Annotated in this window: 25 protein-coding genes and 1 pseudogene; 3 read left to right on the top strand and 23 right to left on the bottom strand. The window is 63.7% G+C overall.

Features of this window, described 5'->3' with window-relative positions; translation table 11 throughout:
• The 3 genes from Q7U29_RS21925 to Q7U29_RS21915 form a co-directional block, all read right to left on the bottom strand.
• Entirely contained in the window at nt 1-1,026 is a 1,026-nt protein-coding gene (locus Q7U29_RS21925) for a histone deacetylase family protein (protein ID WP_304744728.1), read from the bottom strand.
• 77 nt (nt 1,027-1,103) lie between these two features.
• A complete protein-coding gene (locus tag Q7U29_RS21920) occupies nt 1,104-2,369 on the bottom strand; it encodes a D-amino acid dehydrogenase (RefSeq protein ID WP_304744726.1) in 1,266 nt (421 codons plus the stop codon).
• A gap of 76 nt (nt 2,370-2,445) precedes the next feature.
• On the bottom strand, nt 2,446-3,810 hold the full coding sequence (locus Q7U29_RS21915) for an aspartate aminotransferase family protein (RefSeq protein ID WP_370691809.1): 1,365 nt from the start codon (nt 3,808-3,810) through the stop codon (nt 2,446-2,448).
• A 126-nt stretch (nt 3,811-3,936) separates the two neighbouring features.
• On the opposite strand from Q7U29_RS21915, the gene Q7U29_RS21910 reads away from it, so the two are divergent.
• On the top strand, nt 3,937-4,485 hold the full coding sequence (locus Q7U29_RS21910; RefSeq protein ID WP_304744724.1) for a cupin domain-containing protein: 549 nt from the start codon (nt 3,937-3,939) through the stop codon (nt 4,483-4,485).
• Between the two features lie 123 nt (nt 4,486-4,608).
• Here Q7U29_RS21910 and Q7U29_RS21905 read toward each other — a convergent pair whose 3' ends face one another.
• From Q7U29_RS21905 to Q7U29_RS21845, 13 genes and pseudogenes are all read right to left on the bottom strand, one after another.
• Entirely contained in the window at nt 4,609-6,009 is a 1,401-nt protein-coding gene (locus Q7U29_RS21905) for a TRAP transporter large permease subunit (protein WP_304744723.1), read from the bottom strand.
• Nucleotides 6,006-6,596 (bottom strand): TRAP transporter small permease subunit, encoded by a 591-nt coding sequence (locus Q7U29_RS21900; protein WP_304744721.1) that lies wholly within the window; start codon nt 6,594-6,596, stop codon nt 6,006-6,008. Before Q7U29_RS21900 ends, Q7U29_RS21905 begins: the two co-directional genes overlap by 4 nt.
• Before the next feature lie 164 nt (nt 6,597-6,760).
• Nucleotides 6,761-7,879 carry a TRAP transporter substrate-binding protein gene (locus tag Q7U29_RS21895; RefSeq protein ID WP_304744719.1) on the bottom strand — a complete coding sequence of 373 codons (1,119 nt, stop codon included), beginning with the start codon at nt 7,877-7,879 and terminating at the stop codon, nt 6,761-6,763.
• Nucleotides 7,880-8,119: 240 nt separating this feature from the next.
• Nucleotides 8,120-9,307, bottom strand: coding sequence for an ABC transporter permease (locus Q7U29_RS21890; RefSeq protein ID WP_304744717.1), 1,188 nt, complete (start codon nt 9,305-9,307; stop codon nt 8,120-8,122).
• Between the two features lie 2 nt (nt 9,308-9,309).
• Nucleotides 9,310-10,470: an FtsX-like permease family protein gene (locus tag Q7U29_RS21885; RefSeq protein WP_304744715.1), complete on the bottom strand. Its 1,161-nt coding sequence runs from the start codon at nt 10,468-10,470 to the stop codon at nt 9,310-9,312.
• On the bottom strand, nt 10,467-11,147 hold the full coding sequence (locus Q7U29_RS21880; RefSeq protein WP_304744752.1) for an ABC transporter ATP-binding protein: 681 nt from the start codon (nt 11,145-11,147) through the stop codon (nt 10,467-10,469). The genes Q7U29_RS21885 and Q7U29_RS21880 overlap by 4 nt, the downstream gene beginning before the upstream one ends.
• 38 nt (nt 11,148-11,185) lie before the next feature.
• Nucleotides 11,186-12,259 (bottom strand): efflux RND transporter periplasmic adaptor subunit, encoded by a 1,074-nt coding sequence (locus Q7U29_RS21875; protein WP_304744714.1) that lies wholly within the window; start codon nt 12,257-12,259, stop codon nt 11,186-11,188.
• 405 nt (nt 12,260-12,664) lie between these two features.
• Complete coding sequence (locus Q7U29_RS21870) at nt 12,665-14,116, bottom strand: aldehyde dehydrogenase (protein WP_304744750.1); 1,452 nt, start codon at nt 14,114-14,116, stop codon at nt 12,665-12,667.
• 273 nt (nt 14,117-14,389) lie between these two features.
• A pseudogene (locus Q7U29_RS21865) lies at nt 14,390-14,866 on the bottom strand (ABC transporter ATP-binding protein); the annotation flags it as partial.
• The gene (locus Q7U29_RS21860; protein ID WP_304744712.1) at nt 14,859-15,605 is read right to left on the bottom strand and encodes an ABC transporter ATP-binding protein; all 747 of its coding nucleotides are present in this window, start codon (nt 15,603-15,605) and stop codon (nt 14,859-14,861) included. The gene Q7U29_RS21860 and the pseudogene Q7U29_RS21865, both read right to left, overlap by 8 nt.
• The gene (locus Q7U29_RS21855; protein ID WP_304744710.1) at nt 15,602-16,549 is read right to left on the bottom strand and encodes a branched-chain amino acid ABC transporter permease; all 948 of its coding nucleotides are present in this window, start codon (nt 16,547-16,549) and stop codon (nt 15,602-15,604) included. The genes Q7U29_RS21860 and Q7U29_RS21855 overlap by 4 nt, the downstream gene beginning before the upstream one ends.
• Entirely contained in the window at nt 16,546-17,415 is an 870-nt protein-coding gene (locus Q7U29_RS21850) for a branched-chain amino acid ABC transporter permease (RefSeq protein WP_304744708.1), read from the bottom strand. The genes Q7U29_RS21855 and Q7U29_RS21850 overlap by 4 nt, the downstream gene beginning before the upstream one ends.
• A gap of 30 nt (nt 17,416-17,445) precedes the next feature.
• The gene (locus Q7U29_RS21845; protein WP_304744706.1) at nt 17,446-18,672 is read right to left on the bottom strand and encodes an amino acid ABC transporter substrate-binding protein; all 1,227 of its coding nucleotides are present in this window, start codon (nt 18,670-18,672) and stop codon (nt 17,446-17,448) included.
• Between the two features lie 143 nt (nt 18,673-18,815).
• On the opposite strand from Q7U29_RS21845, the gene Q7U29_RS21840 reads away from it, so the two are divergent.
• Nucleotides 18,816-19,745: a helix-turn-helix domain-containing protein gene (locus Q7U29_RS21840; protein WP_304744704.1), complete on the top strand. Its 930-nt coding sequence runs from the start codon at nt 18,816-18,818 to the stop codon at nt 19,743-19,745.
• On the opposite strand, the gene Q7U29_RS21835 is transcribed toward Q7U29_RS21840, so the two are convergent.
• From Q7U29_RS21835 to Q7U29_RS21810, 6 genes are all read right to left on the bottom strand, one after another.
• Entirely contained in the window at nt 19,746-20,411 is a 666-nt protein-coding gene (locus tag Q7U29_RS21835) for an ABC transporter ATP-binding protein (protein WP_304744702.1), read from the bottom strand.
• Nucleotides 20,412-20,414: 3 nt separating this feature from the next.
• On the bottom strand, nt 20,415-21,161 hold the full coding sequence (locus Q7U29_RS21830) for an ABC transporter ATP-binding protein (RefSeq protein WP_304744700.1): 747 nt from the start codon (nt 21,159-21,161) through the stop codon (nt 20,415-20,417).
• A complete protein-coding gene (locus tag Q7U29_RS21825) occupies nt 21,158-22,111 on the bottom strand; it encodes a branched-chain amino acid ABC transporter permease (protein WP_304744698.1) in 954 nt (317 codons plus the stop codon). The genes Q7U29_RS21830 and Q7U29_RS21825 overlap by 4 nt, the downstream gene beginning before the upstream one ends.
• Complete coding sequence (locus Q7U29_RS21820; RefSeq protein ID WP_304744696.1) at nt 22,111-23,010, bottom strand: branched-chain amino acid ABC transporter permease; 900 nt, start codon at nt 23,008-23,010, stop codon at nt 22,111-22,113. The genes Q7U29_RS21825 and Q7U29_RS21820 overlap by 1 nt, the downstream gene beginning before the upstream one ends.
• A 70-nt stretch (nt 23,011-23,080) precedes the next feature.
• Complete coding sequence (locus Q7U29_RS21815) at nt 23,081-24,397, bottom strand: ABC transporter substrate-binding protein (RefSeq protein WP_304744694.1); 1,317 nt, start codon at nt 24,395-24,397, stop codon at nt 23,081-23,083.
• Nucleotides 24,398-24,513: 116 nt separating this feature from the next.
• Nucleotides 24,514-25,437, bottom strand: a complete 924-nt coding sequence (locus Q7U29_RS21810) for a dihydrodipicolinate synthase family protein (RefSeq protein WP_304744748.1) — start codon at nt 25,435-25,437, stop codon at nt 24,514-24,516.
• A 156-nt stretch (nt 25,438-25,593) separates the two neighbouring features.
• Between Q7U29_RS21810 and Q7U29_RS21805 the strand changes: the two genes are divergently transcribed.
• Entirely contained in the window at nt 25,594-26,292 is a 699-nt protein-coding gene (locus tag Q7U29_RS21805) for a GntR family transcriptional regulator (RefSeq protein WP_304744692.1), read from the top strand.
• A gap of 6 nt (nt 26,293-26,298) precedes the next feature.
• On the opposite strand, the gene Q7U29_RS21800 is transcribed toward Q7U29_RS21805, so the two are convergent.
• Nucleotides 26,299-26,718, bottom strand: coding sequence for a tripartite tricarboxylate transporter substrate-binding protein (locus Q7U29_RS21800; RefSeq protein WP_304744690.1), 420 nt, complete (start codon nt 26,716-26,718; stop codon nt 26,299-26,301).
• Nucleotides 26,719-26,732: the final 14 nt, after the last annotated feature.

Genomic DNA, 26,732 nt, shown 5'->3' with positions numbered 1-26,732 from the left:
TTAGCGTGCCGCCTCGAATCCGGCGAGGGCGGCGGTCAGATTGGTGCCGAGAATATCCGAGAGATATCCGCCTTCCTGAACCAAGACCGTGGGAAGCCCCAGCCGCGCAACGGCCGCACCGATGCGGCGGAATCCATCGGTGGTCACGGCGAGGCCCGCGAGCGGGTCATGCTCCGACGCATCGAGACCGAGCGCCACGACCAGCGCACCCGGCGCAAAGGCACGGATCGTCTTCTCCGCTACGCCGAGCGCCTGCAGGTAGCCGTCATCGCCGGTGCCGATCGGCAAGGGAATGTTGAGATTGGCGCCAAGCCCCTGCCCCGCGCCGCGCTCGTGGGCATAGCCCCAGACGTACGGATAGTAGCAGGCTGGATCGGCATGGACGGAAACCGTGAGCACGTCGGGCCGTTCGTAGAAGATGCCCTGCGTGCCGTTGCCGTGATGGACGTCGACGTCGAGGATTGCCACGCGCTCATGCTTCAGCCGCAGATGGGCCGCCGCGACGGCGCTGTTGTTGAGAAAGCAAAAACCGCCGGCGAGGTCGCGATAGGCGTGATGACCGGGAGGACGGCAGAGCGCGTAGGCCGCGTCCTCGCCGTCCATCACCAGTTGTGCCGCCGTCGTCGCCACATCCGTCGCCGCACACGCCGCCGCCCAGGTGCCGGGTCCGATCGGACAGCCCGTATCGGCTGTATGCCAGCCGAGACGACCGACAATATGGGTCGGGTAGGTCGCGGCATGGCGGACCGGATGTATGTTGGCGATCATCTCGGGGCCTGAATCCCCAAGCGCCGTCCAGGCGTCCCAGGCCTCGGCGAGAAAACCGAGATATTCGGGACTGTGCACCCTGGCCCGGGGCCCCTGCCCGAACGCGACCGGGTCGACCAGATCGTGCTTGCCGGCCTTGAGCCCCGCCAGCAGCCGGTCGGCGCGTTCCGGTTGCTCGGTGGTTCGCTTGACCACGCCGCGAACCAGGAAGAATTGCGGGTCGTGACTTCGATGCAGTTCGGTATAGACGGCCTTCACGCGGATGCTCCGTGGGTCAAAACAAAATCCCAATGCACCAGCGTCGCACTAGATGGCTTCCGAGTCAGCCCCCGAGATCAGCCAAACCGGTTGTCATATCTGGTGATGGCAAGCTCAGCCGCATCGATGTCGGGTTTGCGACCCGACAGCAGATCCGCGAGCACGCGTCCCGAGCCGCACGCCATGGTCCAGCCGAGCGTGCCGTGACCGGTATTGAGATGGAGGTTGGCATAGCGGGTCGCGCCGATCACAGGCGGACCGTCGGGTGTCATCGGCCGCAACCCGCTCCAGAAGGTGGCCTTGCCCAGATGGCCGCCGCCCGGAAACAGGTCGGTCAGCGATTGATCGAGCGTCGCGCGTCGCGCCGGATGCAGCGTGTCGGAATAGCCCGACACTTCGGCGGTGCCGCCGACGCGGATGCGGTCGCCGAGCCGCGTGATCGCCACCTTGTAGCTCTCGTCCATCACCGTCGACACCGGCGCCGCATCGGGATCGGCAATCGGCACCGTGATCGAGTAGCCCTTGATCGGATAGACCGGGATCGAAATGCCCAGCGGCCTGAGCAGCCGCGGCGACCAACTGCCGAGCGCCATCACATAGGCGTCGGCCCGCAACACGCCCGCGCTGGTCGTGACGCCGGTGATCCGGGAGCCGTCGGCGACCAACCCCTCGATCGTGGTGCCGAGACGGAACTGGACGCCGAGCTTTTCGGCGTGAACCGCGAGCGCCTGGGTGAACATATGGCAGTCACCGGTCTCGTCCTGCGGCAGCCGCAGGCCGCCGACGATTGCGGGCTTTGCGGCGGCGAGCGCAGGCTCCGCGCCGATACAGCCATCGCGATCGAGCAGCTCGAACGGCACGCCGTACTGCTTCAGCACGGCGATATCGCTGGCCGTGCCGTCGAGCTGGGCCCGGGTGCGGAACAGCTGAAGCGTGCCCTGGCTGCGCTCGTCGTATTTGATCGCGATCTCCGTGCGCAGCGCGCGCAGGCAATCGCGGCTGTATTCGGCGATCGGGATCATGCGGCTCTTGTTGATCGCATAGCGCTCCGATGTGCAGTTGCGCAGCAGCTTGAGCAGCCACAGCCACATCACGGGATCGAACTTCGGCCGGATCACCAGCGGACCATGCTTCATCAACAGCCACTTGATCGCCTTGACCGGCACGCCGGGGCCGGCCCACGGCGACGCGTAGCCGGGCGACACCTCGCCGGCGTTGGCGAAGCTGGTCTCGAGCCCGGGCTCCGCCTGGCGGTCGACCACGGTGACCTCGTGTCCGGCCTTGGCAAGATAATAGGCTGATGTCACGCCGATGACGCCGCCGCCCAGAACCAGAACCTTCACGATCGTCTATGCTCCCGCCGCAGCCGTCGTTCCACCGTTACGAAAATGTCCGCTGCGGTCCAGGGCTTTGCAAACTTCAGGCCACCCGCTTGATTGCATCGCCCAGGATCGCCGCAATATCGTCGATGTGACTGCGCTCGACGATCAGCGGCGGCGACATTGCGAGGGAATCGCCCGAGTTGCGAAGCACGAGGCCGCGGTTGAAGCAGTCGACCATGACGTCGTAGCCGCGTGCTCCCACGGCATCCGGCCGCGACGACAGCTCGACACCCGCAACCAGCCCAATGGCGCGGACGTCGATCACGTTCGGCAGCCCGCGCAGCGAATGCATGGCATCCTGCCAGTAGTCGGTGAGCTCGGCGCCGCGCGTGAGCAGCCCCTCTTTCTGGTAGATCTCCAGCGTCGCGATGCCGGCGGCGCAGGCCACCGGATGCGCGGAATAGGTATAACCGTGGAACAGCTCGATCTGGCTGGCCGGCCCGGTCATCAGCGTGTCGTGGACCTTGCGGCTCGCAAACACCGCGCCCATCGGAACCACGCCGTTGGTGATCCCCTTGGCGGAGGTGATGAGATCGGGCGTGACGCCGAAATAGTTGGTGGCAAAGGGCGCGCCAAGCCGGCCGAACCCGGTGATCACCTCATCGAAAATCAACAGGATGCCGTGCTTGTCGCACAGCGCGCGCAGACGCTGCAGATAACCCTGCGGCGGGATCAGCACGCCGGTCGAACCGGCGACCGGCTCAATGATGACAGCCGCGATGGTTTCAGCGCCATGCAGCGCGACCAGACGCTCGACGTCGTCGGCAAGTTCCGCGCCGTGCGCGGGCTGGCCCCTGGAGAAGGCATTGCGCTCGAGATCATGGGTATGGCGCAGATGATCGACGCCCGGAAGATGCGTTGCGAAGGCCCTGCGGTTGTTGACCATGCCGCCGACCGACATGCCGCCGAAACCGACGCCATGGTAGCCGCGCTCGCGGCCGATGAAACGGGTGCGCGTCGCCTGCCCGGCCGCGCGATGATAGGCGAGTGCGATCTTGAGCGCGGTATCGACCGACTCTGAGCCGGAATTGGTGAAGAAGATGCGGTCCAGCCCGGCGGGCGCGACCGCCGCCAGCTTCTCGGCAAAATCGAACGCCAAGGGATGCCCGATCTGGAACGACGGCGCATAGTCCAGCGTCGTGAGCTGGCGATGAACCGCGTCCGCGATCTCGCGCCGGCCGTGACCGGCATTGACGCACCACAATCCCGCCGATGCGTCGATCGCCTTTCGGCCATCGACTGTCGTGTAGTACATGCCTTCGGCGGAGGCGATCAGGCGGGGCTCGGCCTTGAACTGCCGGTTTGCCGTGAACGGCATCCAGAATGCGTCGAGACTTGCGGTGTTTGGGATCTGATGAATGGTCACGGGCGACTCCCTCTGCGGCTGGCCGCATCGGGCCATGTTCATGAAAATGCAGCAAGGCCTTTTCTGCTACCGCTCAAGTAATTGATTTTACTACGCTGCGATGATAATATTCACTCGATCCGCAACACCCTCAACAGCCAAATCACAACCATTGGGACGACGATGAGCATTGATGTCGGCGAGCGGCTTCGTTTCGTCCGCGACCGCAACAAACTATCGCAGCGCGAGCTGGCCAAGCGTTCCGGGGTGACCAACTCGACGATTTCGCTGATCGAATCCAACCAGATGAATCCCTCGGTCGGCGCGCTCAAGCGCATTCTCGATGGCATACCGATGGGAATGGCGGAATTCTTCGCCCTCGAACCCGACCGGCCGCGCAAGGCGTTTTACCGTTCCGACGAGCTCAGCGAGATCGGAAAAGGCCAGATCTCCTTTCTCCAGGTCGGCGACAATCTGTTCGGCCGCGCGCTCCAGATCCTGAAGGAGCGTTACGAACCGGGTGGCGACACCGGGCGTATCCCGCTGGTGCACGACGGCGAGGAAGGCGGCATCATTCTGAGCGGCCGGCTCGAGGTGACCGTGGATAGCGAACGCCGCATCCTCGGACCCGGCGACGCCTATTATTTCGAAAGCCGCCGGCCGCATCGCTTCCGCTGCGTCGGCGGCAAACCCTGCGAACTGATCAGCGCCTGCACGCCGCCGACGTTCTGATGGGCAAGTGGAAAATCCCACAGCGTCATTGCGAGCGAAGCGACGCAATCCAGCTTTCTCCCCGTTGCAGAAAGCTGGATTGCTTCGTCGCAAGAGCTCCTCGCAATGACGTTGATGGGTCGGTCAGTTCCATTTGACCGCGGCAGTGGTCACCGCCGGCGGCACCACATACTCGATCTGCACCTTCTTGCGTTCTGCATCCCTGCGGGCCTGCAACCAGCCCGGGAACCACATCGCGATCGCGGGGAAGATCAGCACCAGCACCACGCAGAGAACCTGGATCACCATGAAGTCCGCCATGCCGCGATAGATCAACCGCAGATTCCATTCCCTCACGACCTGTTTGAGATAGTAGGCCGACATGGCGACCGGCGGTGACAGGAAGGCTGTCTGCAGAACCACGGCGACGATGCAGCCGAACCACACCATGTCGTAGCCGAGCCCCTTGGCCACAGGCGCCAGCATCGGCATGAAGATGAACACGATCGCCGGCCATTCGAACGGCCAGCCGAGCAGGAATATCAGGGTCAGCAGCAGCGTCATCGTGCCCCAGGCCGGCAGCGGCGAGGCCAGCAAGGCATTGGTCATCCAGCTCGCCGTGCCGAGCCAGGCGAACACCGCTCCGAACACGTTGGAGGCGACGGCGAGCAGCAGCACCATGCTGGTGGTCGCCATCGTGCTGTAACAGGCTTGCAGCAAGCCGCTCCATGTGAAGCGACCGTAGAGGATGACCAGAATGATGGCGCCGAGCGCGCCGAGCGCGGCGGCCTCCGCGGCGGTCGTGATGCCGGCAAGGATCGCACCCAGCGTAACGACGGTCAGCACCGTCACCGGAACGAGGCCCACCAGACACTCCCACAGCACGATCCTTATCGATTCCGGCCGCTCCTCCAGCGGCACCGGCGGTCCGAGCTTCGGATTGAAATGGCAACGGATCAGGGTGTAGCCGATGAACATCGCCGACAGCAGAAAACCCGGGCCAAATGCGGCCGCGTACAGGTCGATGATCGAGATGTCGAGCACCGGCGCCATCACCACCAGCATCACTGACGGCGGAATCAGGATGCCTAGTGTGCCACCCGCCGCGATCGAGCCCGCCGACATCCGCACATCGTAGCCGGCCCGGATCATCATCGGTCCGGCCATGATGCCGAGCAGCGTCACGGTCGCGCCCACGGTTCCGGCCGCGATGCCAAACAGCGTCGCGGTGAGGATGACAACGACGTAGAGAGCGCCTTTCAGCGGCGCGAACAGGTCGCGGAACGCCTTGAACAGCCGCTCCATGAGGCCGGCCTGGTCGCAGATGAAGCCCATCAGGATGAACATCGGCACCGCGACCAGTTCATCCTGCTTCATGATGCCGATGGTCTGCAGGTAAGCGAGGCTGAGCACCCGCGGCCCCATGCCGATGTAGCCGAACACGCCGGCAAGAAACAAAAGCGTGAAGCTGATCGGCAGGCCGATGAAGATCGCCCCCAGCATCACCAGCAGCATGAACAGCCCAAGCAGCTCGAGTCCGGTCATATCTCGATCTTTTCCTTGTGCTCGAACTCACGCCCGAACTGAATCTGATACCAGCACTTCAATACTTCCGAGACGCCCTGGATCATCAGCAGGACGGCCGCCAGCGGGATGGTGGCCCGGAATGGCCACATGATCACGCGCCACACGCTTTCCTGCGACCTCTCGCCGGTGTCCCAGGAATGCATTGCGGCGTCGTAGCTGACCACCATGAAGGTGATCATGACCGGGTAGAACAGCAGGACGTATGAGATCATGTCGATGATCCCCTTGGTGCGCTCCGAAAAATTCTCCCAGTAAATATCGGTACGGACGTGCGCGCCCTTGTAGAGCGCATATCCGCAGCCGAGCATGAAGGCCGCGCCGTTGGCCATGAAGCTCGACTCGTAAACCCAGGCGGTCGGGGCATTGAACCCGTAGCGCATCACGACCTCGTAGGTGATCGTCACCACGAGGAACAGCATCGTCAGCGAGATGAGTTTGCCGGTAACGTCCGAGAACCGGTCGATGGCCCGAATGATCGTGTAGAAGGCGTGTGGAAATTCTCTTCCCACGCCGGCAGGATGCGAGGCTCCGCCGTCAATCGACATGAATGATCCCCCCGATCATGAGGCGAATACAAAGAATCGCATCATGATCTCATCTCTCGGTTGAGCGTGATCTTTTCGGAAAGCCGGTTCCCACTTTTCCGGATCATGCCCCTGGAAAGCAACTGGCGCCTTTCAATGACGCCAGTTGCGCGCGCGAAAGCGGATCACTTCTTCTGCAGATAGACCTTGTCTTTCCAGTAGTACTCGCCGGCGAAATTATAGGGCGGGAACCAGGAAAGCTTGAACGGAACGATTTTCTCGGCGTAGGCCTTCTGACTCTCCATCGCCTTCTTGTAGAAGGGGTTCTTGGCGGCGTACTCGGCCTGGATCTTCTCCCACTCGTCGAGGAAGTTCTTCAGGATCTCGTCCGGCGTGCGATGCATCTGGACGCCCGCCTTTATAAGGTCCTGGCAGGCCTGCGCGGTCTCGCGGTTGAACGCGAAATTGCGCTGCGTCGTGGCATAGACGCTGGCAACCTTGACGATCTCCTGCAGGTCCGGCGTCAGCTTCTTCCAGACGTCGCCGTTGATCATCAACTGCCCCCCGGTCACGGGCTCGTGCATGCCAGGGGTGTAGTAGTGCTTCGCGACCTGGTGCAGACCGAGCTTCTTGTCTTCCTCGCAGTTGATCCATTCGGCGCCTTCGATCACGCCGCGCTCCATCGCCGGAACGATCTCGCCGCCAGGAATGGTCACGACCGACACGCCAAGCCGGCCGTAGGTTTCCGCGCCGATGCCGTAGATGCGATATTTCAGGCCCTTGAGGTCGGCGAGGCTGTTGATCTCCTTCTTGAACCAGCCCATGCCCTGCGGGTAGTCGGTCGGAATCGGGAAGCCGACGACGTTGAGCTTGAGGACGTCGCGATAGAATTCTTCCAGCAGGGCCATGCCGCCGCCGTCATAGTACCAGGCCCAGTAGTCGCTTCCGTCCATGCCGAACAGCGGACCGTGCGACATCGGGATCGTCGCGGTGTTGCGACCGAGAATGTAGCCGAACGGCGCCATTCCGACGTCGAGGACGTTTTTCGATGTGGCGTCGAATACCTCGAACGGCGGAACGATCGCGCCGGCGGGGAGCGTCTCGATCTTGAGGCGGCCGCCCGACATCTTTTCGACGGACTCGGCCCAGAGCTTGAAGATGAGATGGAAATTCGATGACGCGGGGTGCGTCGATTGCCCCTTTAATAATAGGGGTTTTGGCGCCTGAGCCTGCACTGGCTGGGTAAAGGCGGCGACGAGTCCGAGGGCCGCAGCCACGACAATAGTTGACGTGTACTTGAGCATTTCATTCCCTCCGTTGGATAGCATCCTCCTTGATTGATGTTTTCTTGATTTTATGAAGGGAGTTTCGAGCCGGATGTTAGCGCTGTCAAGGCGATCTCGATCGGCAAGCATGGCCGAGCCGAAATATATCCGGCGCGGCAACACGGCTTCGCACTTGCGGTAAATCGGCAAGGCGCGGAACCTGACCAAGTCCGGACACATCCACAGGTGGTATTTGGACGACCGCGACGCGGCGACCAATCACGCGTACAATCCCGCAACGATCGGCATCCGCGCCGCGCGGATCGCCGGAAATAATCCGCCGACCAATCCGACGACCAGCGCCAGCGCAACGCCCTCGGCGATCAGCCATCCCGAGAGCTTGAAGTCGAATACCACCTGGGTAAAGTTTCCGCCCAGCGTCGAGGCCGTGACGCCGTCGAAGATCAGATAGGTCGCCGCAGCGCCGAGCAGCCCGCCGATCGCCGCCAGCGACAGCGATTCCGCCAGCGTGCCGACAAAGGCCGGAAAGCCCCCAAAGCCGATGGCTCGCAGCGTTGCGATTTCCGTCGCGCGGGCTGCCACGGAAGAATACATGGTGTTGAGCGCGCCGGCGAGCGCGCCGAGCGCCATCGCGATCGCCAGTGGCCAGCCCAGCTTCTGGATCAAATCGGAGGTCTGCGACGCCTGTTCGGCAAAGTAGGCGGCCTCGGATTTGACGTCGAGCTTCAAGCGCGGATCGTTGTCGCTGTAGCTCTTGAGCTCGCTCAGCGCGGCCGGCCCAGTGAGACGCGCGCGGACGGTCTGCACCACGTTGTTGCGGTTGAACAGGCTCTGCACCACCGGCAGGTCCGCCCAGATCTCGGATTCGAACACGCTGCCACCGGCTTCGAACACCCCGACCACGGTCCAGCGTGTCGCGCCGAACGCGACCGTGCTGCCGAGCTCGAAACCTTCGAATTCCCGCAGCAGCGCCTTGCCGACCACTACCTCGTTGCTGCCGCGGCCGAACATGCGGCCGGATGTGATGGCAACGCCCTTGCGCAGCGTCGCGCCCTGTTCGCCGATCCCGCGCAGCGGCAGGTTGGCCTTCGTCTTCGTCGAACGTTTGACGCCGTCGACGACGAGATACAATTCGGGCGAGATCAGCGGCTTGCCGTCGCTGCCACGCGCGATGCCCGGCCCGTCCTCGATCAGGCGCACCTGGTCGCGGCTCACCGTGCTGTTGATCTCCGCCTGCGAGCCCGCCCGCAGCACGATGGCGATGTCATCGGCGCCCGATCCGGCAATGGTGCGCTGGAACCCATTGGCCATCGCGAGGAAGGCGAGCAGCACGATCACCACCAGCGCAACCGCGATCACCGTCGACAGCGACAGCCAGCGTCGCTGCCCCATGCTCCTGAGATTGATCGAGGTGACCGCCATGACCTGCAGCAAAAGCGAACGCATGATTATCCCCGTCCGAGCGCGGTTGCGATTTTGAGCCGCATGGCATTGAGCGCCGGAATGATCCCGGTGATCAGGCCGAGCGCGACCATCAGCGCTATTCCCTGCAGCGCGATGGTGGGCGACACAGCAAAGGCCGGTGCGATACCGGACAGGCTGCTGCGCATCGCCATCGCGATCAGCGCCGCAATCCCCAGCCCCGGCAAGCCGCCGAGCAACGCCAGCAGCACCGATTCACCCAGCACCATGCGCAGAATTCGCCCGCCCGAGAATCCGAGCGTCTTCAGCACGCCGATCTCCCTCGTGCGTTCGCGGATCGAGAGCGCCATGGTGTTGCCGACGATCATCAGGATGGTGACGAAGGCGGCGCCGACCACCAGGAACACGATCAGGGCGATGTTGCCGAACTGCGCCGCGAACGCCTTGCCGAAGGCCTTTTCGGTGTCGGTCGAGGTTTCCGCGGTGGAATTGGCGAACATCGCATCGATGGCCTTTGCGACGCGGTCGTTGTTCTCGGGCGAATTGGTCTGGAGAATCATCCAGCCGATGGTGTCCTTGCCGAACGAGCGGGTCTCGTCGAAATAGGCGTACTGAAACAGCAGGAAGTTGGTGTCGACGTGCTCCGCCTTGCCCTTGATGATGCCGGCGATGGTGAGGTCCCAGGTATGCCCGCCGCTGCGCCGGCTGAAGATGTTGCTCGAAACCGGAATGCGGTCTCCGACCTTCCAGCCCCATTTCCTTGCCAGCGCTTCACCGACCACCGCGCTGCCGCGGTCACGGACGAAGGCCTGAAGCTGCTCGGGCGGAACCTCGAACTCGCTGCGATAGACATCGAAATAGGTCACGGGCTCGATCGCCAGTGTCATCAGGAAATTCTTCGGGTCCTGATAGTATCCGCCGAACCAGTTGGCGTGGGTCACCTGCCGCACCCCGTCCAGCGCGCGCACGCGATTGAAATAGGCAATCGGGAGCGGCTGGGTGAAGTTGATCTTGTTGACGGTGATGAGCCGATCGGCGGCGGCGCGATCCTCCCCTGCCGTGAAGGCGCGGTAGAATCCGGCGAGCACGCCGAAGATCATGAACGCGATCAGGATCGATACGATCATCAGTATCGCGCGCAGCTTGCGGCGGAACAGGTTCTTCCGTACCAGGTCGAAGTCGTTCACGCCGCAAGCTCCTGTTCGACGAACTGGCCCTTGTCGAGATGCAGCGTCCGCTGCGCATAGCGCGCCGCCGCGGGATCGTGCGTGACCATCACGATGGTCTTGCCGAGCTCCTTGTTGAGCAGCTGCAGGATCGAGAGAATTTCGTCGGCGGAGTGACGGTCGAGGTCACCGGTCGGTTCGTCGCAGAGCAGCAGGTTCGGATCCGACACGATGGCGCGCGCGATGGCGACGCGCTGCTGCTGGCCGCCCGACATTTCGCGCGGATGGTGTTTGACCCGATCGGCGAGACCAACCACCGACAGCGCGGTGTGGACGCGTTCCGCCCGCTCCTTCTTGCGCAGATTCGTCAGCAACAGGGGAAGTTCGACGTTTTGCGCAGCCGTCAGCATCGGCATCAAATTGTAGAACTGGAAAATGAAGCCGATGTTGGCCGCGCGCCAGCTCGCCAACCGGCCCTCGGACATGCCGTCGATGCGGCTGTCGGCGATGCGCACCTCGCCTGCATCGGCGCGATCGATTCCGCCGAGCAGATTGAGCAGGGTGGTCTTGCCCGAGCCGGACGGCCCCATCACCGCGACGAAATCGCCGCGCGGTATCACCAGGTCGAGATGATCGAAGATCGCAATCGTCTCCTTGCCTTTGACGAAGCGCTTGCTCACGCCAACGAGACTCACCATCGGATTTTCTGACGCCACTTGTCTTCTCCCTGTCGAATTCAGTTGGCGGAAGCGGTCGCATTCGGCGGCAGCGCGCCGGCGTTCGCGTCGCGTATGAACGTCACCTTCACCGCCATATCGGGCAGGATGCGCGGATCCTTCTGCTCGAACCGGATACGAACCTTGACGGTCGCCTTCTCGCGATTGGCCGTCGGCACGATGGCGATCACGGACGCCGGTATCGACCAGTCCGGATAGGCATCGAGCACGGCGTTGACCTTGCCGCCGGCAACGACACGTCCGATGAACGCCTCGTTGACGTCGACCTCGACCTCGATGGAATCCATGTCCACGATGGTGCAGATGCCGGTCCGCGTGAAACCGCCGACCGACATCGGCGAGATCATTTCTCCCGGTTGCGCGCTGCGGTCGACCACGACGCCGCTGAAGGGCGCACGTATCCTGTACTTGCCGAGCACCGAGGCGCTGCGCTCGGCGTCGAGTCTTGCGCTGTCACGCTGCGATTGCGCCTGGCGCAGCTGCGCGGTCAACACGCCAACGCGTGCCTGGGCCTTGGTATGATCGGCATCCGTCGCATAATTCTTCTGCGCCAACGTCTGAACCCGCGAAAGAATCAGGGTAGCGTCCTTCAGGTCGGCGGTAACAGCGCCGATCGCAGCATCCGCCGCTTCGACGCGTGAGCGGGCCAGCGCCAGATCCGATTCGGCGAGCACACTGTCGAGCCGCGCTACCACCTGCCCCTCGGTGACGGTCATGCCCTCCTCGATCAGCACTTCCATTACCTTGCCGGTGATCTCGGCGGCAACCGTCGCCTTGCGGCGTGCGACCACGTAGCCGGACGCGGCCAGCGCTCCGGTGTCCTTCTTCACCATGTCCTGCTGCGGCGGCTGCGGAGAGGCCGTTACCGCCGGCTGCGCGACAGTGGGTTCGGCGCCGCGCAGGCCGCGAAATTCGGGCAAGCCGAACACCACCACCGCGGCTACTGCAATGACCGCGACGCCTGCGACTGCCCCCAGCAGCCAACGCGACCGGCCGCCTGACACGGGCGCTGCCACGCTCGCGCTTCGGTCGATCGCAAGCGACTTCAGCAATTTGGTCTTTTCTTCCGTCATTGCCTCGATGATCCCGGCAGCTCGTAACGCTGGCCCTGGCGGGCCCTGCGTGACGGGTTGCCCCGCGCGCCCACGATGTCCTTTTCACATTTCGTAAACGTGTCGCGCCACACTTCTAAGACGCTCATCCTCCCGGCAAACCGACAGATGGGGTCATGAAAATCGAGTTCGGCGCTAACCGGCGCGTAAGATTCGAACGAAAACTGCAGGGAATTTCCGGCCTAATAGGGGCGGAAGCTATTTGCTCCTCGGTCCGGCCACCACCGAAAACCAGTCGGCCGGCTTCGCCAAGGCCGAGGGTGGCAGAGCGGGCTGACACCATACCCATATACCTTTTCTTCGCATATTCGTCAATATGCGGAGGGCTGGACCAGCAATCAGGTAGTCATTTGTCCTTGGAATGCCTCAGATCGGATAGTGCTGCGGGCCGGTCTCGATCGTGATCCATCGCAGCTCGGTGAACTCGGCGATGCCCGCCTTGCCGCCGAAGCGGCCGTAGCCGGACGCTTTCACGCCGCCGAACGGCATCTGGGCCTCGTCGTGCACGGTCGGTCCGTTGACGTGGCAAATGCCGGACTCGATTCGCTTGGCGACATCGAGCGCCCGCGCGATGTCGCGGCCGAACACCGAGGCCGACAGGCCGTATTCGGTATCGTTGGCGACCCGCACCGCCTCTTCGACGCCGTTGACGCGGACGATGGAGACGACAGGGCCGAACGACTCCTCGTTATAGATCCGCATGGTCGAGGTGACATGATCGACCACCGTCGCCGACATCAGCGTGCCGTCGACCTTGCCACCGGCGACGACGCGGGCGCCCTTCCCGATCGCATCCTGGATCAAGCCCTGAATCCGGTTGGCGGCCTCGACGCCGATCAGGGAGCCCAGCGGGGTATTGCCCTTGCGCGGATCACCGGCCACCAGCGTTTCCGCCTTGGTGGCCAGTTTGGCGACAAAGGCATCGGCGACCTTGTTGTCGACCACGATGCGTTCGGTCGACATGCAGATCTGTCCCTGGTTCATGAAAGCGCCGAACGCGGCGGCCGCAACGGCGGCATCGAGGTCGGCATCATCAAGCACCAGCAGTGGCGCCTTGCCGCCGAGTTCGAGCAGCGCCGGCTTCAGATACTTCGCGGCGGTCTGCGCGATGATGTGCCCGACCCGCGTCGAACCGGTAAAATTGATACGGCGTACGGCGGGATGGGAAATCAGCGCATCGATCAGGACAGGCGCGTCTTCCAGCGCATTGGTGATGACGTTGAGGACGCCCGGCGGCAGGCCGGCTTCGCGCAGACATTCCGCGATCAGCCGGTGCGTGCCGGGACAGATTTCGGACGCCTTGAGTACGACGGTATTGCCACAGGCCAGCGGCAACGCGATCGCACGCACACCGAGGATGACAGGCGCGTTCCACGGCGCGATGCTGAGCACGACGCCGGCGGGCTGGCGGATCGCCATCGCGATACATCCGGGCTTGTCGGAGGGAATCACCTCGCCGGAAATCTGCGTCGTCATCGAGGCCGCTTCACGCAGCATGCCGGCGGCGAGATGGACGTTGAACCCGGCCCAACCGGCGGTGGAGCCGGTTTCCGCGGCCATCAATTCGATGAATTGCGGCGTCTTGCTCGCCAGTACGTCGGCGGCCTTGAGCAGAATCATGCGGCGCGCGCTCGGGCCGGTCGCCGACCATGCCGGAAACGCCGCCGCGGCGGCATCGGCCGCGCGCTTGACGTCGGCAATCTTCGCCGCCGCCGCGCGGGTGGCGACCTCGCCCGTCATCGGGTTGAGGCGTTCGAAGGTGACGCCGTCGATCGCCTCGACATCCTGGTTTTCAAGCAACAGATTGATCTTGTTCATTGCGATTTTCCCTCCATGATTTTCTGGCTTGGCGCCGGTTTCGATTCCGCCCAGATAAGCCCGCCGCACCGCGGGGTCGGACTGCAGCGCCTGCGCCGTGCCGCTGCCGACGATCTTGCCGTTTTCGATCAGATAGCCGCGATCGGCGAGTGCCAGACTTTCCCGGGCGTTCTGCTCGACCATCAACAAACCGACGCCGGTTTCGCGTACTTGCCGCAACGCTGAAAACAATTCGCGCACCAGCAGCGGCGACAGGCCGAGCGAGGGTTCGTCCAGCAGCAAGATGTCCGGATTCGACATCAGCGCGCGGCCGATCGCGACCATCTGCTGCTCGCCGCCACTCATGGTGCGAACCATCTGGCCCATCCGTTCGTTGAGACGGGGAAACAGCGACAGCACCTTCTTGCGACGCGCGGTCTCGCTGTCGCGCGCCCGTTTCGGATTGGCGCCCAGCAGCAGGTTTTCGGCGACGGTCAATTCGCCGAAAATGCCGCGTCCTTCCGGCACTGACGCCAGGCCCGCCTCGACGATCTCGTGCGCCGGCAGCCGCGAAATATCGCGGCCGGAAAGCGCGACGCGATTGCCCGGCAGGCTCGGCACGATGCCGGCGATGGCCTTCATCAAGGAGGTCTTGCCCGCACCGTTGGCGCCGAGGATGACGACGATCTCGCCGCGGTCGACGGTCAACGCCGCATCGCTCAAGGCGCGGTGCTGGCCATAGGCGACGCTGACGGCTGAAACCTCAAGCATCGGTCGATACCCCGAGATAGGCCTCGATGACGGCGGGATCGGCCAGCACCTCATCCGGGCGGCCCTCGGCGATGCGGCGGCCGCTGTTCATCACCACGCAGCGGTCGCAAAGCGAGCGGATCGCGTCCATCACGTGCTCGACCAGCAGGATCGACAGCCCCTCGTCCTTTAACGAGCGGATCAATTCGATGCCGATCAACAGTTCTGACGGGTTCAATCCCGCGAGCCATTCATCGAGCAGCAGCAGCCGCGGCTTCAGCGCCAGTGCCCGCGCCAGTTCCAGCCGCTTGCAATCGATGTAGGTCAGTCCGGATGCCGGGACCCCTGCCCGATCCGCCAGCCCGACACGCCGCAACAGCCGGTCGACGGAGTCGTCGACCTCGCCGCGCGACAGCGGCGGAGAATGGAAGGCAAGGCCGGCCTTGACGTTCTCGGCGCAGCTCATGCCGTTGAGGACACGGACCAGCTGGAACGTGCGCGCGAGCCCGAGGCGCGCGATGCGATGGGCCGGCATGCCCGCGATAGCCTGCCCGGCAAACCGGACGCTGCCGGAGTCCGGACGCAGCACGCCCGAAATCAGATTGAGCGCCGTGGTCTTGCCGGAGCCGTTGGGACCGAGCAGGCCGACAATCTGGCCGGGCTGCACCGCAAGGTCGACGGCGTTAACCGCGACAAGCCCGCCGAAGGCGCGGGTCAATCCCGAGACCTCGAGCACGGGTGCGGAAGACGCGGCCGTCATGTCTGCACCTGTGGCGCGACCGGCGGTTCGGACTTCCGCCGGCTGACGCGCTCCCACAATCCGGTCACGCCTTGGGGCAGCGCATAGACGATCAGCAGGAACACGATGCCGATGATCAGGGTCGAGGTCGAGGGAAAGCGCGCCGACAGAAACTCGAACAACAGCGTCAGCGGGATCGCACCGACCGCCGGCCCCCACAGCCGGTGCGCGCCACCGAGCAGCGCCATGATCACGACCTGGAACGAGATCGTCGGGTTGAACGCGATCGAGGGCTCGATGTAGGTCCAGCGCGGCGCCATGATCGCGCCGACCAGGGTGATGAAGACAGCGCTGATCGCAAACAGCGTCACTTTCGCAAGTGTGACATTGATCCCGCAATGTTTTGCCACGGTTTCGTCCTCGCCGATGATGCGCAGGGCAAAACCGAGGCGGGAGCGGGCGATCAGCCAGCCGATCGCGAACACCGCAACTGCTAAAGCGAGCAACTGCCAGTAGATGTCGTTCTGGGTGATATCGACGAATACGTAGCGGCCGAGGACCCGCGTCTTGTTGACCTCGTACCAGATCACGAGCTGGCGGACGAGTTCGGCCAGGCCGAAGGTGAAGATGACAAAATGCAGGCCGCTCAGCCGCAGCGTTGAAATGCCCACGATCATCGCCATCAGCGCGCCGATTGCAGTCGCGATCAGCAGCACCAGCGGCCATGCCAGCACCTCGCCGAGCACCGCCACGGTATAGGCGCCGACGCCGAAGAACGCCGTGGTCGCCAGCGACACGTAACGTGTCGGCCCGGAGAACAATCCCCATGCGGTGGCGAGCACCGTGAATTGCAGCAGGCTGATTGCGAGCGAAAGATAATAGGCATCGGCGTAGAACGGCAGCAGCGCCAGCACCACAAGGCCCGCGCCACCTGCGGCCAACGCTGCGATTTGCGTCGGGCTCATCGCTGCGCCCTTCCGAACAGGCCGGCCGGCTTGACCAGCAACACACCGAGAAACAGCGCGAAGTTCACCGCCAGCGTCAGTCCGGGATCGACGAAGGTCGCCACCAGGGATTCGCTGAGGCCGAGCGCCAGGCCCGCGACGAGGCAGCCGAGCAGATTGCCGACGCCGCCCATCACCACCACCATCAGCGCCTTCATGGTGAAGATGACGCCCGACGACGCGCTGAAGGTGAGGAACATGCTGACCAGCACGCCGGCCGCCGCCACCATCCCGCCGCCAAGCGCAAAAGCGAACGCCGATACCGAAGTGACGTCGATCGCCACCAGCCGCGCGGCCGAGGGATCGACCGCCACCGCGCGGATCGCGGTGCCGAACCGGGTGCGGGTCAGCGCCAGATACAGCGCAAGGCCGAACAGTACCGCGAGACCGAACGCGATCAGCCGGTTCAGCGCCAGGGTCTCGCCGAACACCGTGACGGGAATGGAGAGGAACGAATAGCTGAAATAAGCGCCGCCGAACATCGTCAGCATGATGCCCTGGACGATGAACATCATGCCGAAGGTGGCCAGCAGGCTGTCCACCTCGAGTGCGTCGCGCGTTGGCGCGCGGCGCACCAGCGGCGTGAGCAGTACGCGATACAGGATCATGCTCACGCCGAAGCCGATGGGAACGACGATCGCCAGCCCCAACAGCGGGTTCAATGCCCAACCGGTGAACAACCAGTAGGAAGCAAAGGACGCCGCGACGAGAAACTCGCCGTAGGACAGGTTCATGATGCGCGCCACGCCATATTGCAGGGTCAGCCCCATGGCGATCAGCGCATACATGCCCCCGAGCATCAGCCCGGTGAAGATGGCGTTGGTCATTCCCTTAAGTTTGCCGCAGTGAGCTGGAGATCACTGCGCCTTCCATGCCGGCTTGGGAACGATCGGGGTCCGCGCGCCTTCATTGGTGGCCGGGCCGACGCCGTAGAACTCGCCGCCCTGCCATTGTCCGACCCACCAGTATTTGGTCGGCAGGTTGTTCTCCAGTTTGATCTTGCCGATGATGGTGTCGAAGGTTCCGGTCTGCAGATCCTTGATGACCGCGGCGCGGTCGATCTTGCCGACGCGTTCGATCGCCTGCTGCAGCATCTGCAGGCTGGCATAGGTCACGGAACTCGCCCAGCGATCCGGCTCGGCGCCGTTCGCGGACGACGCCTTGTGGCGCGCCAGATAATCCTTGATCGCGGGGCTGTCGCCGTTCCATCCGCCGATCCCCATCACGCCTTCGGTGTTGGCGCCGAACTTGCCCTTGTAGAGCGGAAACGCGGTGCCGACGCCGGTGTAGAAGATCTTGGGATTGAAACCGGCGATCCTCGCCTGTTCGGTGAGCCCGAGCGTATCCGGCGGATAGCTGAAGGCGATGAATACGTCGGGGTTGAGCGCCTTGGCCTCGTTGACCAGCGGGCTGAGATCCTGGGTACCGACCGGATAGGTCTTGTCATAGGCCAGCTTGAAATTGGCTTTGGCGAGCGCGGGCCGCGCCGCGGCCGAAAGGTCGATGCCGAAACCGTCGGCGACGCTGACCATGGCAACGGTGTCGCCGATCTTGCCCTCGGTACGCAACTTGACCAGCAGTTCGACCAGCGTATTGGCCGCGCCGGCGCCGGTACCGAGCAGCCAGAAGCTGTTGGGCCAGCGCTTTGCGAGCTCAGGCGCACGATCCGAGACCGCTGTGGACGCCAGATGCGGATAGCCGGCCTTGTTCAGGATCGGACCGACCGCGAGATTGAGGCCGGTGCCCCAGGGCGGCAGGATGAAATCGACCTTGTCCTGGGTGATCAGCCGGTCGAGCGCCTTGGCTGCTTCTTCCGCGCTGGAGCGATCGTCGTACTGCACGACCTCGATCGGCACGCGCTTGTCTCCGAGCTTGAGACCACCCGCGGCATTTACTTCCTTCACCCACATTTCATAGTTGGGCAGCGTCGTCACCGCGGCGCCGCCGGCGTTTGGCCCTGTGCGCGACAGCGCGTAGCCGATCTTGACCGAACTCTGCGCCAGAGCCGGCTCGACTGCCGAAAAACTGGCAACCCCGGCGATCGCGGCTAGCCCCGCTGCCAGGCGTGTGACTGATGAAACCATGTTCTCCTCCCAGAGCATTTTCGTCCGTCGCCTTATCGGCGTTCGACGCGAAGAGACTAGTCTGGTGGTTCTGACAAGGAATTGGACGTATCGGGGCAAAGATTGTACTATTTCGTCGATTTCCTCCCGATGTGAGCGACGGATTGTCTCAGGTCTACGGCGCGATGCCCACTTTCCGTCCGGCCGGCTACGTCGAGCAGGCGGGTTCGGCGCTGCATGCGGAAGCCTTTTCCGGCGGGCTCGCCCCCCGTCACTGGGTCGTTCAGCAGGATCATATCCGGCGCGCGCATCTGCTCGTGATCGAGACACGCAGCGGCTTCGCGGCCCTGCGCGGCACCGTCGTGAAGTTCGAGGGCCCCGCCGTGCTCTGGTTACCCGGCGAGGTCGAGGGTGACCTTCAGGTCGAGGCCGGAGCGCGAGGCTACTTCGTCGCCGTTTCCGAAGACTTGCTGACTCAAACCGTGGCCGGCAGCGCCGAGGCGCTGCACCTGCGGCGCACCACCGATCGCCTGGTGATGTTGAGCGGCGCGCAGCTCGATGGCGCGCTCGGCGCGGTCACCAACTCCTGCACCATGCTGGTGCGGGAGCTGCGCATGCCACAACGCGGCAGCATGACGATGATCGCATCCCATGTGCTGCAGCTTTGCCTGCATTTGTGGCGTTCGTCGGTCTCGGACGAATCCGGCAGCGACGATACGCTGCGCGGCGACGGACCGCGGCTGGTCGGAAATTTTCTGCAGCTGGTCGAACTGCATTACCGCGATAGCTGGCCGATCTCGCGCTATGCGGCGGCGCTTGGTGTCACCGAGGACAGGCTGCATGCGCACTGCAAGCGCGAAAAAGCTCGCAGCCCGCGCGCCATCGTCCATGAACGGCTGATTCACGAAGCCTGCACCCGCCTGCAGCAACTGGACCTGCCGGTCGAGCAGATCGGCTACGGCCTCGGGTTTCGGGATTCAGGCTATTTCAGCCGGTTCTTTCAGAAGCATCAGGGCATGCCGCCCGGCGCCTATCGGCGCCGCGCCAGGGCCGAACAGGCCAAGCGCGGGCCGTTTTATGCGGCATGGCCGTGATCACGCAGCCTGGCTGGCCACTTCGATTTCGCCACGCTCGATGGTGATGGTGGTGTCCGCAAAGGTTTCCAGCAATTTCGGATTCGATTCCGTGATCAGCAGGGTGATGTCGGCGTCTTGCGCGCGCAGGCGCCGCAGAGCCTCGGCGTAGCGCTGCGCCAGCACCGGTGCGAGACCCTGAAACGGTTCGTCCAGAATGACGAGCTTGGTGCCGAGCATCAGCGCGCGGCCGAGCGCGGCCATCTTGCCCTGCCCGCCCGACAGGGATCCGGCCGGACGGGCCTTGAGCGTGGCAAGCTCCGGCAACACGGTATAGGCGCGATCGAGCCGGCGTTTAGTTTCCGCAACGTCCAGCTTGCCGACGCGGGCGGGCAGCAGGATGTTTTCCTCGACGGTGAAGGCCGAAAACAACCGCCGGTCTTCCGGCGCATAGCCGATCCCCAGCCCCGGCCTTTGGTGCGGCGCGACCTTGCCGAGATCGGCACCGGCCAGCCTGACCTCACCCGTGGTGTCGGTGAATCCCATGGTGGTGCGCGCGATGGTGGTCTTGCCGGCGCCGTTGCGGCCGATCAGCGCCACCGTCGCGCCCGCGCGCAGGTCGAACGTCACGTTGCGCAACACGTGCACCCCGGCGATCCACACATTGACCTTGTTGAAACTGAGCATGCTTCAGATCCCGATCACTTGCTCGCGGACGACGGGATCGGCGAGCACCTCGGCCGGCGGCCCGCTCATCTGGATCTTGCCGGCGCTCCACACCGCGACCCGGTCGGCATAGCGGGTGACCATGTCCATGTCGTGTTCGACAAACACCGAGGTCACGCGCTGCTTGTCCAGCGCCGCCACCAGGATGTCCATGATCGCGAATTTTTCCGAGGAGGCCACCCCCGACGTCGGCTCGTCCATCAACAGCAGCCGCGGCTTCAACGCCAGCGCCACCGCGATATCGACCAGTTTCCGCTTGCCCTCGGGCAGCTCGCCGGCCCTGCGGTCGGCGACGTCGCGGATGCTGACGAGATCGAGCAAATTCTCCATCTCGGAACGCTCGGGCAGATCGTGCAGCGACCGCATCAAGGTGGTGCGCCCGCTGTGCCCGGCCGCCGCAATCAGCAGGTTCTCGATCACCGTGTGGTCCAGAAACAATTGCGGAATCTGAAAGGCGCGCGCGATGCCGAAGCGGGTGATGTCGCGCGGCCGGTGCGCCGTGATCTCCCGACCGAGAAACCGCACCGTGCCGGCCTGCGGCTTCAAGTATCCGGTCGCGATGTTGAGGAACGTGGTCTTGCCGGCGCCGTTCGGCCCGATGATGGCGAGTTTCTCGCCTTCGAGCACGTCGAGATCGACGCCATCGGCAGCGATCACGCCGCCAAAGCGGATCGCCAGTCCCCTGGCCTCGAGCAGCACCGTCGCGCTCATGACTCATCCCTCGCGGCGCGTTGACGCTTCCACAGGCCGATCAGGCCATCAGGCGCGAACAGGATGATGGCGATGAGCACGACGCCCAGGATCAATTGCCAGGAGTTGGCGAGCTGGGCCGACGCATAGAAGCGAACCAGTTCGAACACCGCCGATCCGGCGAAAGCTCCCATCGCATTGCCGACGCCGCCGAGAATGGCGATGAAGACGAACTCGCCCGACTTGGTCCAATAGGCGAATTCCGGCGTTGCGATCTGCTGGGCGACCGCGACCAGCACGCCGCCGATGCCGCCCAGCGCCGCGGAGACGACGTAGCCGATCAGCAGGATGCGGCGGGCGGAGACGCCGAGATATTCCAGCCGCGTCTCGTTGGACTTGATCGCGCGCAGCATGTTGCCGGTCGGGCTTTCCAGGAAACGTTGAACGGCGAAGGTGGCCGCGATGGCGATCGCCAGCGTCAGGTAGAGCAGGACGTACTGGAAGTTCTCGGGCGAAAACACCATGCCGAACACGGTCGGACGCGGCACGCGCATGCCGTCCGCCCCGTTGGTGAGATGAAACATCTTTTCCAGCAACGACCACAGCACCATCGAGAACGCGAGGTTCAGCATGCCGAAGAAGATCTCGCGGTAGCGGACCACGAAGAGTCCAACCAGCAGACCGAGAATGGTCGCGACCACCGTACCGACCACGAGATAGGCCACGAGATCGCCGACGCCGAGATACTTGCCCCAGAAGCCCGCGGTATAGGCGCCGGCGGCGAAGAACATGGCGTGCCCGAACGATACCTGCCCCGCCTGCAGCAGGATGATGATGCCGAGCACCACGATGCCCTTGGCCAGAATCAGCACCACCAGCGTGGCCATGCTCGGAATCAGGATTGGAATGACGCCGGCGGCAACGACCACCGCGGCCAGCGTCCAGGCGAGAGCGGGTGATCGGCCGGCCATCAGATCTTCCTGAGCTTGGTGGCGCCGAACAGGCCTTCGGGACGCACCAGCAGCACCGCCACCATGATCAGGTAGGGAACCAGCACCTCGAATTCCGGCTGCAGATAAATCACGAAGGCGCGCGCCATGCCGATGGCCAGCGCCGTGATCGCGGTGCCCTCGATCTGGCCGAGGCCGGCGGTGGCCGCGACCGCGAAGGACAGCACGATCATTTCGGTGCCCATGCCCGGCACCAGCGAAGTCGTCGGCGACGCCAGCGCGCCGCCGAGTGCTGCCAGGGTCGCGCCGATGATGAAGGTGATCAGATAGACTCGTTGCGCGTTGATACCGATGGCGGTTGCGGCCTCGCGGTCCTCCGTGACCGCCAGAATGACCGAACCCATCAAGGTCCGGCGCAGGAAATAGCGCAGCCCGAACAGCGCCAGCACGGCGACAACAGGCAGCACGATGACCTGATAGGACGTGTAGCTGACGCCGAAGATCGAGACGTTCGGCAGGAGTTTCAGCGGCTCGGCCGCATAGATCGGCTGTACGCCCCAGATCATTCGCTGCAGATTGTCCATGATCATGAAGACGGCGAAGGTGATCAGGAGCTGCAGCACCTCCTCGCGGCCATAAACCCGGCTCAGCAGCAGGCGTTCGATCAATCCTCCCGCCACGATGCCGATCACCAGTGAGGCCACCAGCAGCGCCGGATAGGTGAGCCACGGCGAAATCGGCGTCACCAGCAGGCTGAGCGTCGCCGCGAGGTAAGCGCCGAACGCGTACAGGCTGCCATGCGCGACATTGACGACGCGCAGCACGCCGAAGATCAGGCTGAGACCGACGGACACCAGGAACACCAGCGCCGCGTAAGACAGGCCATCGAGGCTGGCGAGAACGAAGAGCGTGGAATTCATCAGGACACGGAGTTTCGAGGTGAGATCGGGGACAGGCGAGCCGTGCCTGCCCCCGCACAATGCATCCTGCTTACTTGCCGTGCTGGAAGACGGGAACGTCCATCTTGGCAAAATCGGGCTTGAGGGTCTTCAGCCACTCGACCGATTTCTGGCCCGCCGGAGCGGTGATCTTGGCGGCGTCGAAGATCATCATGTTGTCGAGCACCATGTGGTCGAAGCCGTCGGCCTTCTTGCTGACGCCGACGAGCTGGGCTTCGAGGCCCTGATTGTCCTCCGCGCGAAGCTTGACCGGCCGCCCGAACCCGACGAACTCCAGATTGGGCGCGGCATCGACCACCTGTTCACGCGTCGGCCATTTTCCGCCGTTGGCCTTGATGGCCTTGTCATACGCTCCCTGCAGCGCCGCGAAAGCCTGCGCCATGTGGTAGACGGGATAGATCGGCCAGCGCCCGGTCTTGGCCTTGAACGCTTCGTTGAAGGCCTTGAACGCGGCGTCGCTCTTCTTCTCCGGGTGCATGAACCAGTGATCGCCCCGGGCGCCGATGATCAGGCCCTCGGGCAGATCCTTGCCGAGCCGTTGCACCGATGATTCGCCGATGGCGAGCACGAATGTCGACTGTTGCAGCAATCCGCGCTGACCGGCCTGCCGCACCAGGGTGTCGAGATCGCCGCCCCATGACGTCGTGAACACCACATCCGGGCGCAGCGCCATCAGGCGCGAAACCTCGGTCGAATAGTCAGGGGCGCCAAACTTCGGAAACAATTCGGCGACGACCTGCACGTCCGGTTTCATCTGCTTGAGCGCGGTCGAGAAGATCTCCCAGCTCTCGCGGCCCCACGCATAGTCCTGGTTGACCACGGCAATGGTCTTGAAATTGGGCTTGGTCTTCAGAAGATAGATCAGGACGGCCAGCATCTCCGGCGTGGCGTTGGCCTGGCTGCGGAAGCTGTAGCGATATTTCTTGGCCTCCAGGATCGAGGCGGCGCCGCAGTCCCACATGAAGTTCAGCATCTTGAGGTCTTCGGCGAGCGGCACCAGCTGGTTGCATGACCCCGACGAGATCGAGGCGAAGGTCGCATCGACCTTTTCGTCCTGCACCAGGCGCCGATAGTTCGAAACCAGCGCTTCACCGCCGGCACCTTCATCGACGAAGGAAAGCGCCACCGGCACCCCGCCGATCCCGCCCTTCTTGTTGATATCGGCAGCGATCATCTCGGCGGCGGCCTTGCCGGGCTCGCCGAACACGGCCGCCGGACCCGACAGGAACGTGGTGATGCCGATCTTCAGTTCCTTCGGCTTGTCCTGCGCCGTCGCCGGGGCGCCGAGGACGCCCAGCAGCAGCGAAACCCCTGCCAGCAATTTAAGTGTCTTGCCTGTCCGTTTCATTGTTCGTTCTCCCAACAGTTATGACGTCTTGTTATCGTTGAAGCCCCGCTCGAACCGGCGAAGCCTTAATCCTTGAGCTGCTCGCGGAATTATCCAGGGCTGCCCATCATCGGTGCCTACGCAGCTTCGCTCGCCAGCGCCGGCAGCTTCGGACGGCGTCGAATTCCCTCCTCCACGATCGCGGTGATTCGGGCGCGCTCCTCGCCAATCAGCGGCAGGCGGGGTGCGCGGCACCGGTCATTGGAACCGATGGCAATCGTTTCCGCGAGCTTGATGTTCTGCACCAGCCTGGCCGAGACATCGATATCCAGCATCGGCTTCATCCATCGATAGATCGCCCGAGCTTCCTCGAAGCGACCAGCCTTGTACAGTTGCCAGATAGCCACGTTTTCCCTGGGGAAGGCCAGCCCGACTCCGGCAACCCAGCCATTCGCTCCCATCGCGAAGCTTTCGAGGGCGAGATTATCCACGCCGGCAAAGATCCTGTACCGGTCCCCGAGCAGGTTGATGATGTCGGTGACCCGGCGAATATCGTCGGAGGATTCCTTCACCGCCACGAACAGCGGCTCGGCGGCCATCTCGGCGAGGATCGAAGGCGTGATATCGACGCCATAGGCCACCGGGTTATTGTAGATCATGACCGGCAGTCCGCCCGCGCGGGCGACCGCGGTATAGTGGGCGATGGTCTCGCGGGGATCGGATTTGTATGGCAGTCCCGGCAGCACCATGAAACCGGCCGCGCCCGCCGCGGCGCCACGCTCCGCCAGCCTTTGCGCTTCCCGGGTCGCGCCGTCCGAGATGGTCAGCAGCACTGGCCGATTGTCGGCCACCGACCGCGCCACGGCCAGGATGTCGAGCTTCTCGTCCTGGGTCAGCGTCGAGGCTTCGCCGAGCGAGCCGCAGACGACCAAGCCATCGATCCCGGCGTCGATGTTGAGCTGATAGCAACGGGCCATTTCGGCATGGTCGATGCTGCCATCCTCCCTGAATTTGGTCGTGACCGCCGGAAATATGCCTTCCCAATTCGCCGCTTTCGCCATGCTCGACGCTCCCATCGTTCGGCCGTTGCTATCATGGCGGCAGATTGGATACAATATCCAATCCTCTGTTTGACGAAGAACGACACCTCGACAAACCGTACAACCTGATGCAGACAGGCTGGAAATGCCGGCGCCAGACAAATGTTGGATCGAATCTTGAGCCCTTCCCGCAAGCAGCCGCTGTCCCGCCGCACCACCTCGACGACGGCGGCCGACGAGATTCGAAAGAAGATATTCGACGGCGAACTCAGGGACGGTCAGCCGATCCGGCAGGACATTCTGGCGGCTGAACTCGGCATCAGCCGAACGCCCATCCGCGAGGCGCTGGTTCAGCTCGAGGCCGAGGGTCTCGTTCGCAGCGAGCCTCACAAGGGCGCGGTTGTCGCCGGACTGTCGCCAACTGAAATTGAAGAGACCTTCGAATTGCGCGAATTGCTCGAACCGGTGCTTCTGAAGACGTCGGCGCCGCGCCTGACCGAGGATGATTTCGCGGAATTGACCAGCATCCTGAAAGAATATTCCGGAGAGTTGCGGACGCGGAACGTGCGGCGCTGGGGCGAACTCAATACGGCATTTCATGCCACGCTCTATGCCCGCGCCGACCGGCCACAGACCCAAGCCATGGTAGCGCGCCTGCTCAATTCATCGGATCGCTATACACGCCTGCAACTCGTCATGACCAAAGGCCTGCGCCGCGCCGAGGCCGAGCACGCCCTGATCGTGGATCATTGCCGCAAGGGCCAGTTCGACCAGGCGGTTGATCTGCTGCGCGCCCACATTCACCACGTCAAAACGGAATTGATGCGCTACGTGACAAAGGCGAACAAGCCAAGGGCCGGCGCCAGCCGGAAATGACGCTCCTTACTGCAGCTTGACGTTCGCCGCCTTGATCACATTGCCCCAGCGTTCCACCTCTTCCTGAAGGTACTTCGCGGTCTTTTCGATGGAGCCGCCGTACGTCTCCGCCGACAGCTTTCGAAGGCGTTCCTGCAACTCGGGCTGACGCAGCGCCTCGTTCACATCGGCATTGATCTTGGCCGTGATGTTCGGCGGTCCGCCGGCGGCGAACGGTACGACAATTTTGACGGCGCGATCCGGGTAGTCCTGCGCCTGCGCCGGATGCGTGGCGGAGAGCGCGATCGGCAACAGCAGCGTCGCCGCGGCGCGCGCATAGAAAATCCCTATACCCATCGATGTCTTCCAGTGTCGGCTGCAATGCTCGCAAAATGCCTTGGCCTGTTCACGTCTGTGAGGATACAACGCCGCGACAGATTTTTTCACGCAGAAGAACCAAG

This window comes from Bradyrhizobium sp., from assembly GCF_030654605.1.
Taxonomy (GTDB): Bacteria; Pseudomonadota; Alphaproteobacteria; order Rhizobiales; family Xanthobacteraceae; genus Bradyrhizobium.
Note: the sequence above shows the minus strand (reverse complement) of the source record. Positions and strands in the feature narration are given on the sequence as shown.

Bases quoted from the DNA above. Each gene is read 5' to 3' on its own strand.
- Q7U29_RS21820 (WP_304744696.1), bottom strand. From the start codon at position 23,010: ATGAATTCCACGCTCTTCGTTCTCGCCAGCCTCGATGGCCTGTCTTAC.
- Q7U29_RS21890 (WP_304744717.1), bottom strand. From the start codon at position 9,307: ATGCGTTCGCTTTTGCTGCAGGTCATGGCGGTCACCTCGATCAATCTC.
- Q7U29_RS21875 (WP_304744714.1), bottom strand. From the start codon at position 12,259: ATGACGGAAGAAAAGACCAAATTGCTGAAGTCGCTTGCGATCGACCGA.
- Q7U29_RS21845 (WP_304744706.1), bottom strand. From the start codon at position 18,672: ATGGTTTCATCAGTCACACGCCTGGCAGCGGGGCTAGCCGCGATCGCC.
- Q7U29_RS21815 (WP_304744694.1), bottom strand. From the start codon at position 24,397: ATGAAACGGACAGGCAAGACACTTAAATTGCTGGCAGGGGTTTCGCTG.
- Q7U29_RS21830 (WP_304744700.1), bottom strand. From the start codon at position 21,161: ATGAGCGCGACGGTGCTGCTCGAGGCCAGGGGACTGGCGATCCGCTTT.
- Q7U29_RS21860 (WP_304744712.1), bottom strand. From the start codon at position 15,605: ATGACGGCCGCGTCTTCCGCACCCGTGCTCGAGGTCTCGGGATTGACC.
- Q7U29_RS21810 (WP_304744748.1), bottom strand. From the start codon at position 25,437: ATGGCGAAAGCGGCGAATTGGGAAGGCATATTTCCGGCGGTCACGACC.
- Q7U29_RS21880 (WP_304744752.1), bottom strand. From the start codon at position 11,147: ATGGTGAGTCTCGTTGGCGTGAGCAAGCGCTTCGTCAAAGGCAAGGAG.
- Q7U29_RS21850 (WP_304744708.1), bottom strand. From the start codon at position 17,415: ATGACCAACGCCATCTTCACCGGGCTGATGCTCGGGGGCATGTATGCG.
- Q7U29_RS21825 (WP_304744698.1), bottom strand. From the start codon at position 22,111: ATGGCCGGCCGATCACCCGCTCTCGCCTGGACGCTGGCCGCGGTGGTC.
- Q7U29_RS21855 (WP_304744710.1), bottom strand. From the start codon at position 16,549: ATGAGCCCGACGCAAATCGCAGCGTTGGCCGCAGGTGGCGCGGGCCTT.
- Q7U29_RS21910 (WP_304744724.1), top strand. From the start codon at position 3,937: ATGAGCATTGATGTCGGCGAGCGGCTTCGTTTCGTCCGCGACCGCAAC.
- Q7U29_RS21870 (WP_304744750.1), bottom strand. From the start codon at position 14,116: ATGAACAAGATCAATCTGTTGCTTGAAAACCAGGATGTCGAGGCGATC.
- Q7U29_RS21915 (WP_370691809.1), bottom strand. From the start codon at position 3,810: ATGGCCCGATGCGGCCAGCCGCAGAGGGAGTCGCCCGTGACCATTCAT.
- Q7U29_RS21900 (WP_304744721.1), bottom strand. From the start codon at position 6,596: ATGTCGATTGACGGCGGAGCCTCGCATCCTGCCGGCGTGGGAAGAGAA.
- Q7U29_RS21905 (WP_304744723.1), bottom strand. From the start codon at position 6,009: ATGACCGGACTCGAGCTGCTTGGGCTGTTCATGCTGCTGGTGATGCTG.
- Q7U29_RS21895 (WP_304744719.1), bottom strand. From the start codon at position 7,879: ATGCTCAAGTACACGTCAACTATTGTCGTGGCTGCGGCCCTCGGACTC.
- Q7U29_RS21835 (WP_304744702.1), bottom strand. From the start codon at position 20,411: ATGCTCAGTTTCAACAAGGTCAATGTGTGGATCGCCGGGGTGCACGTG.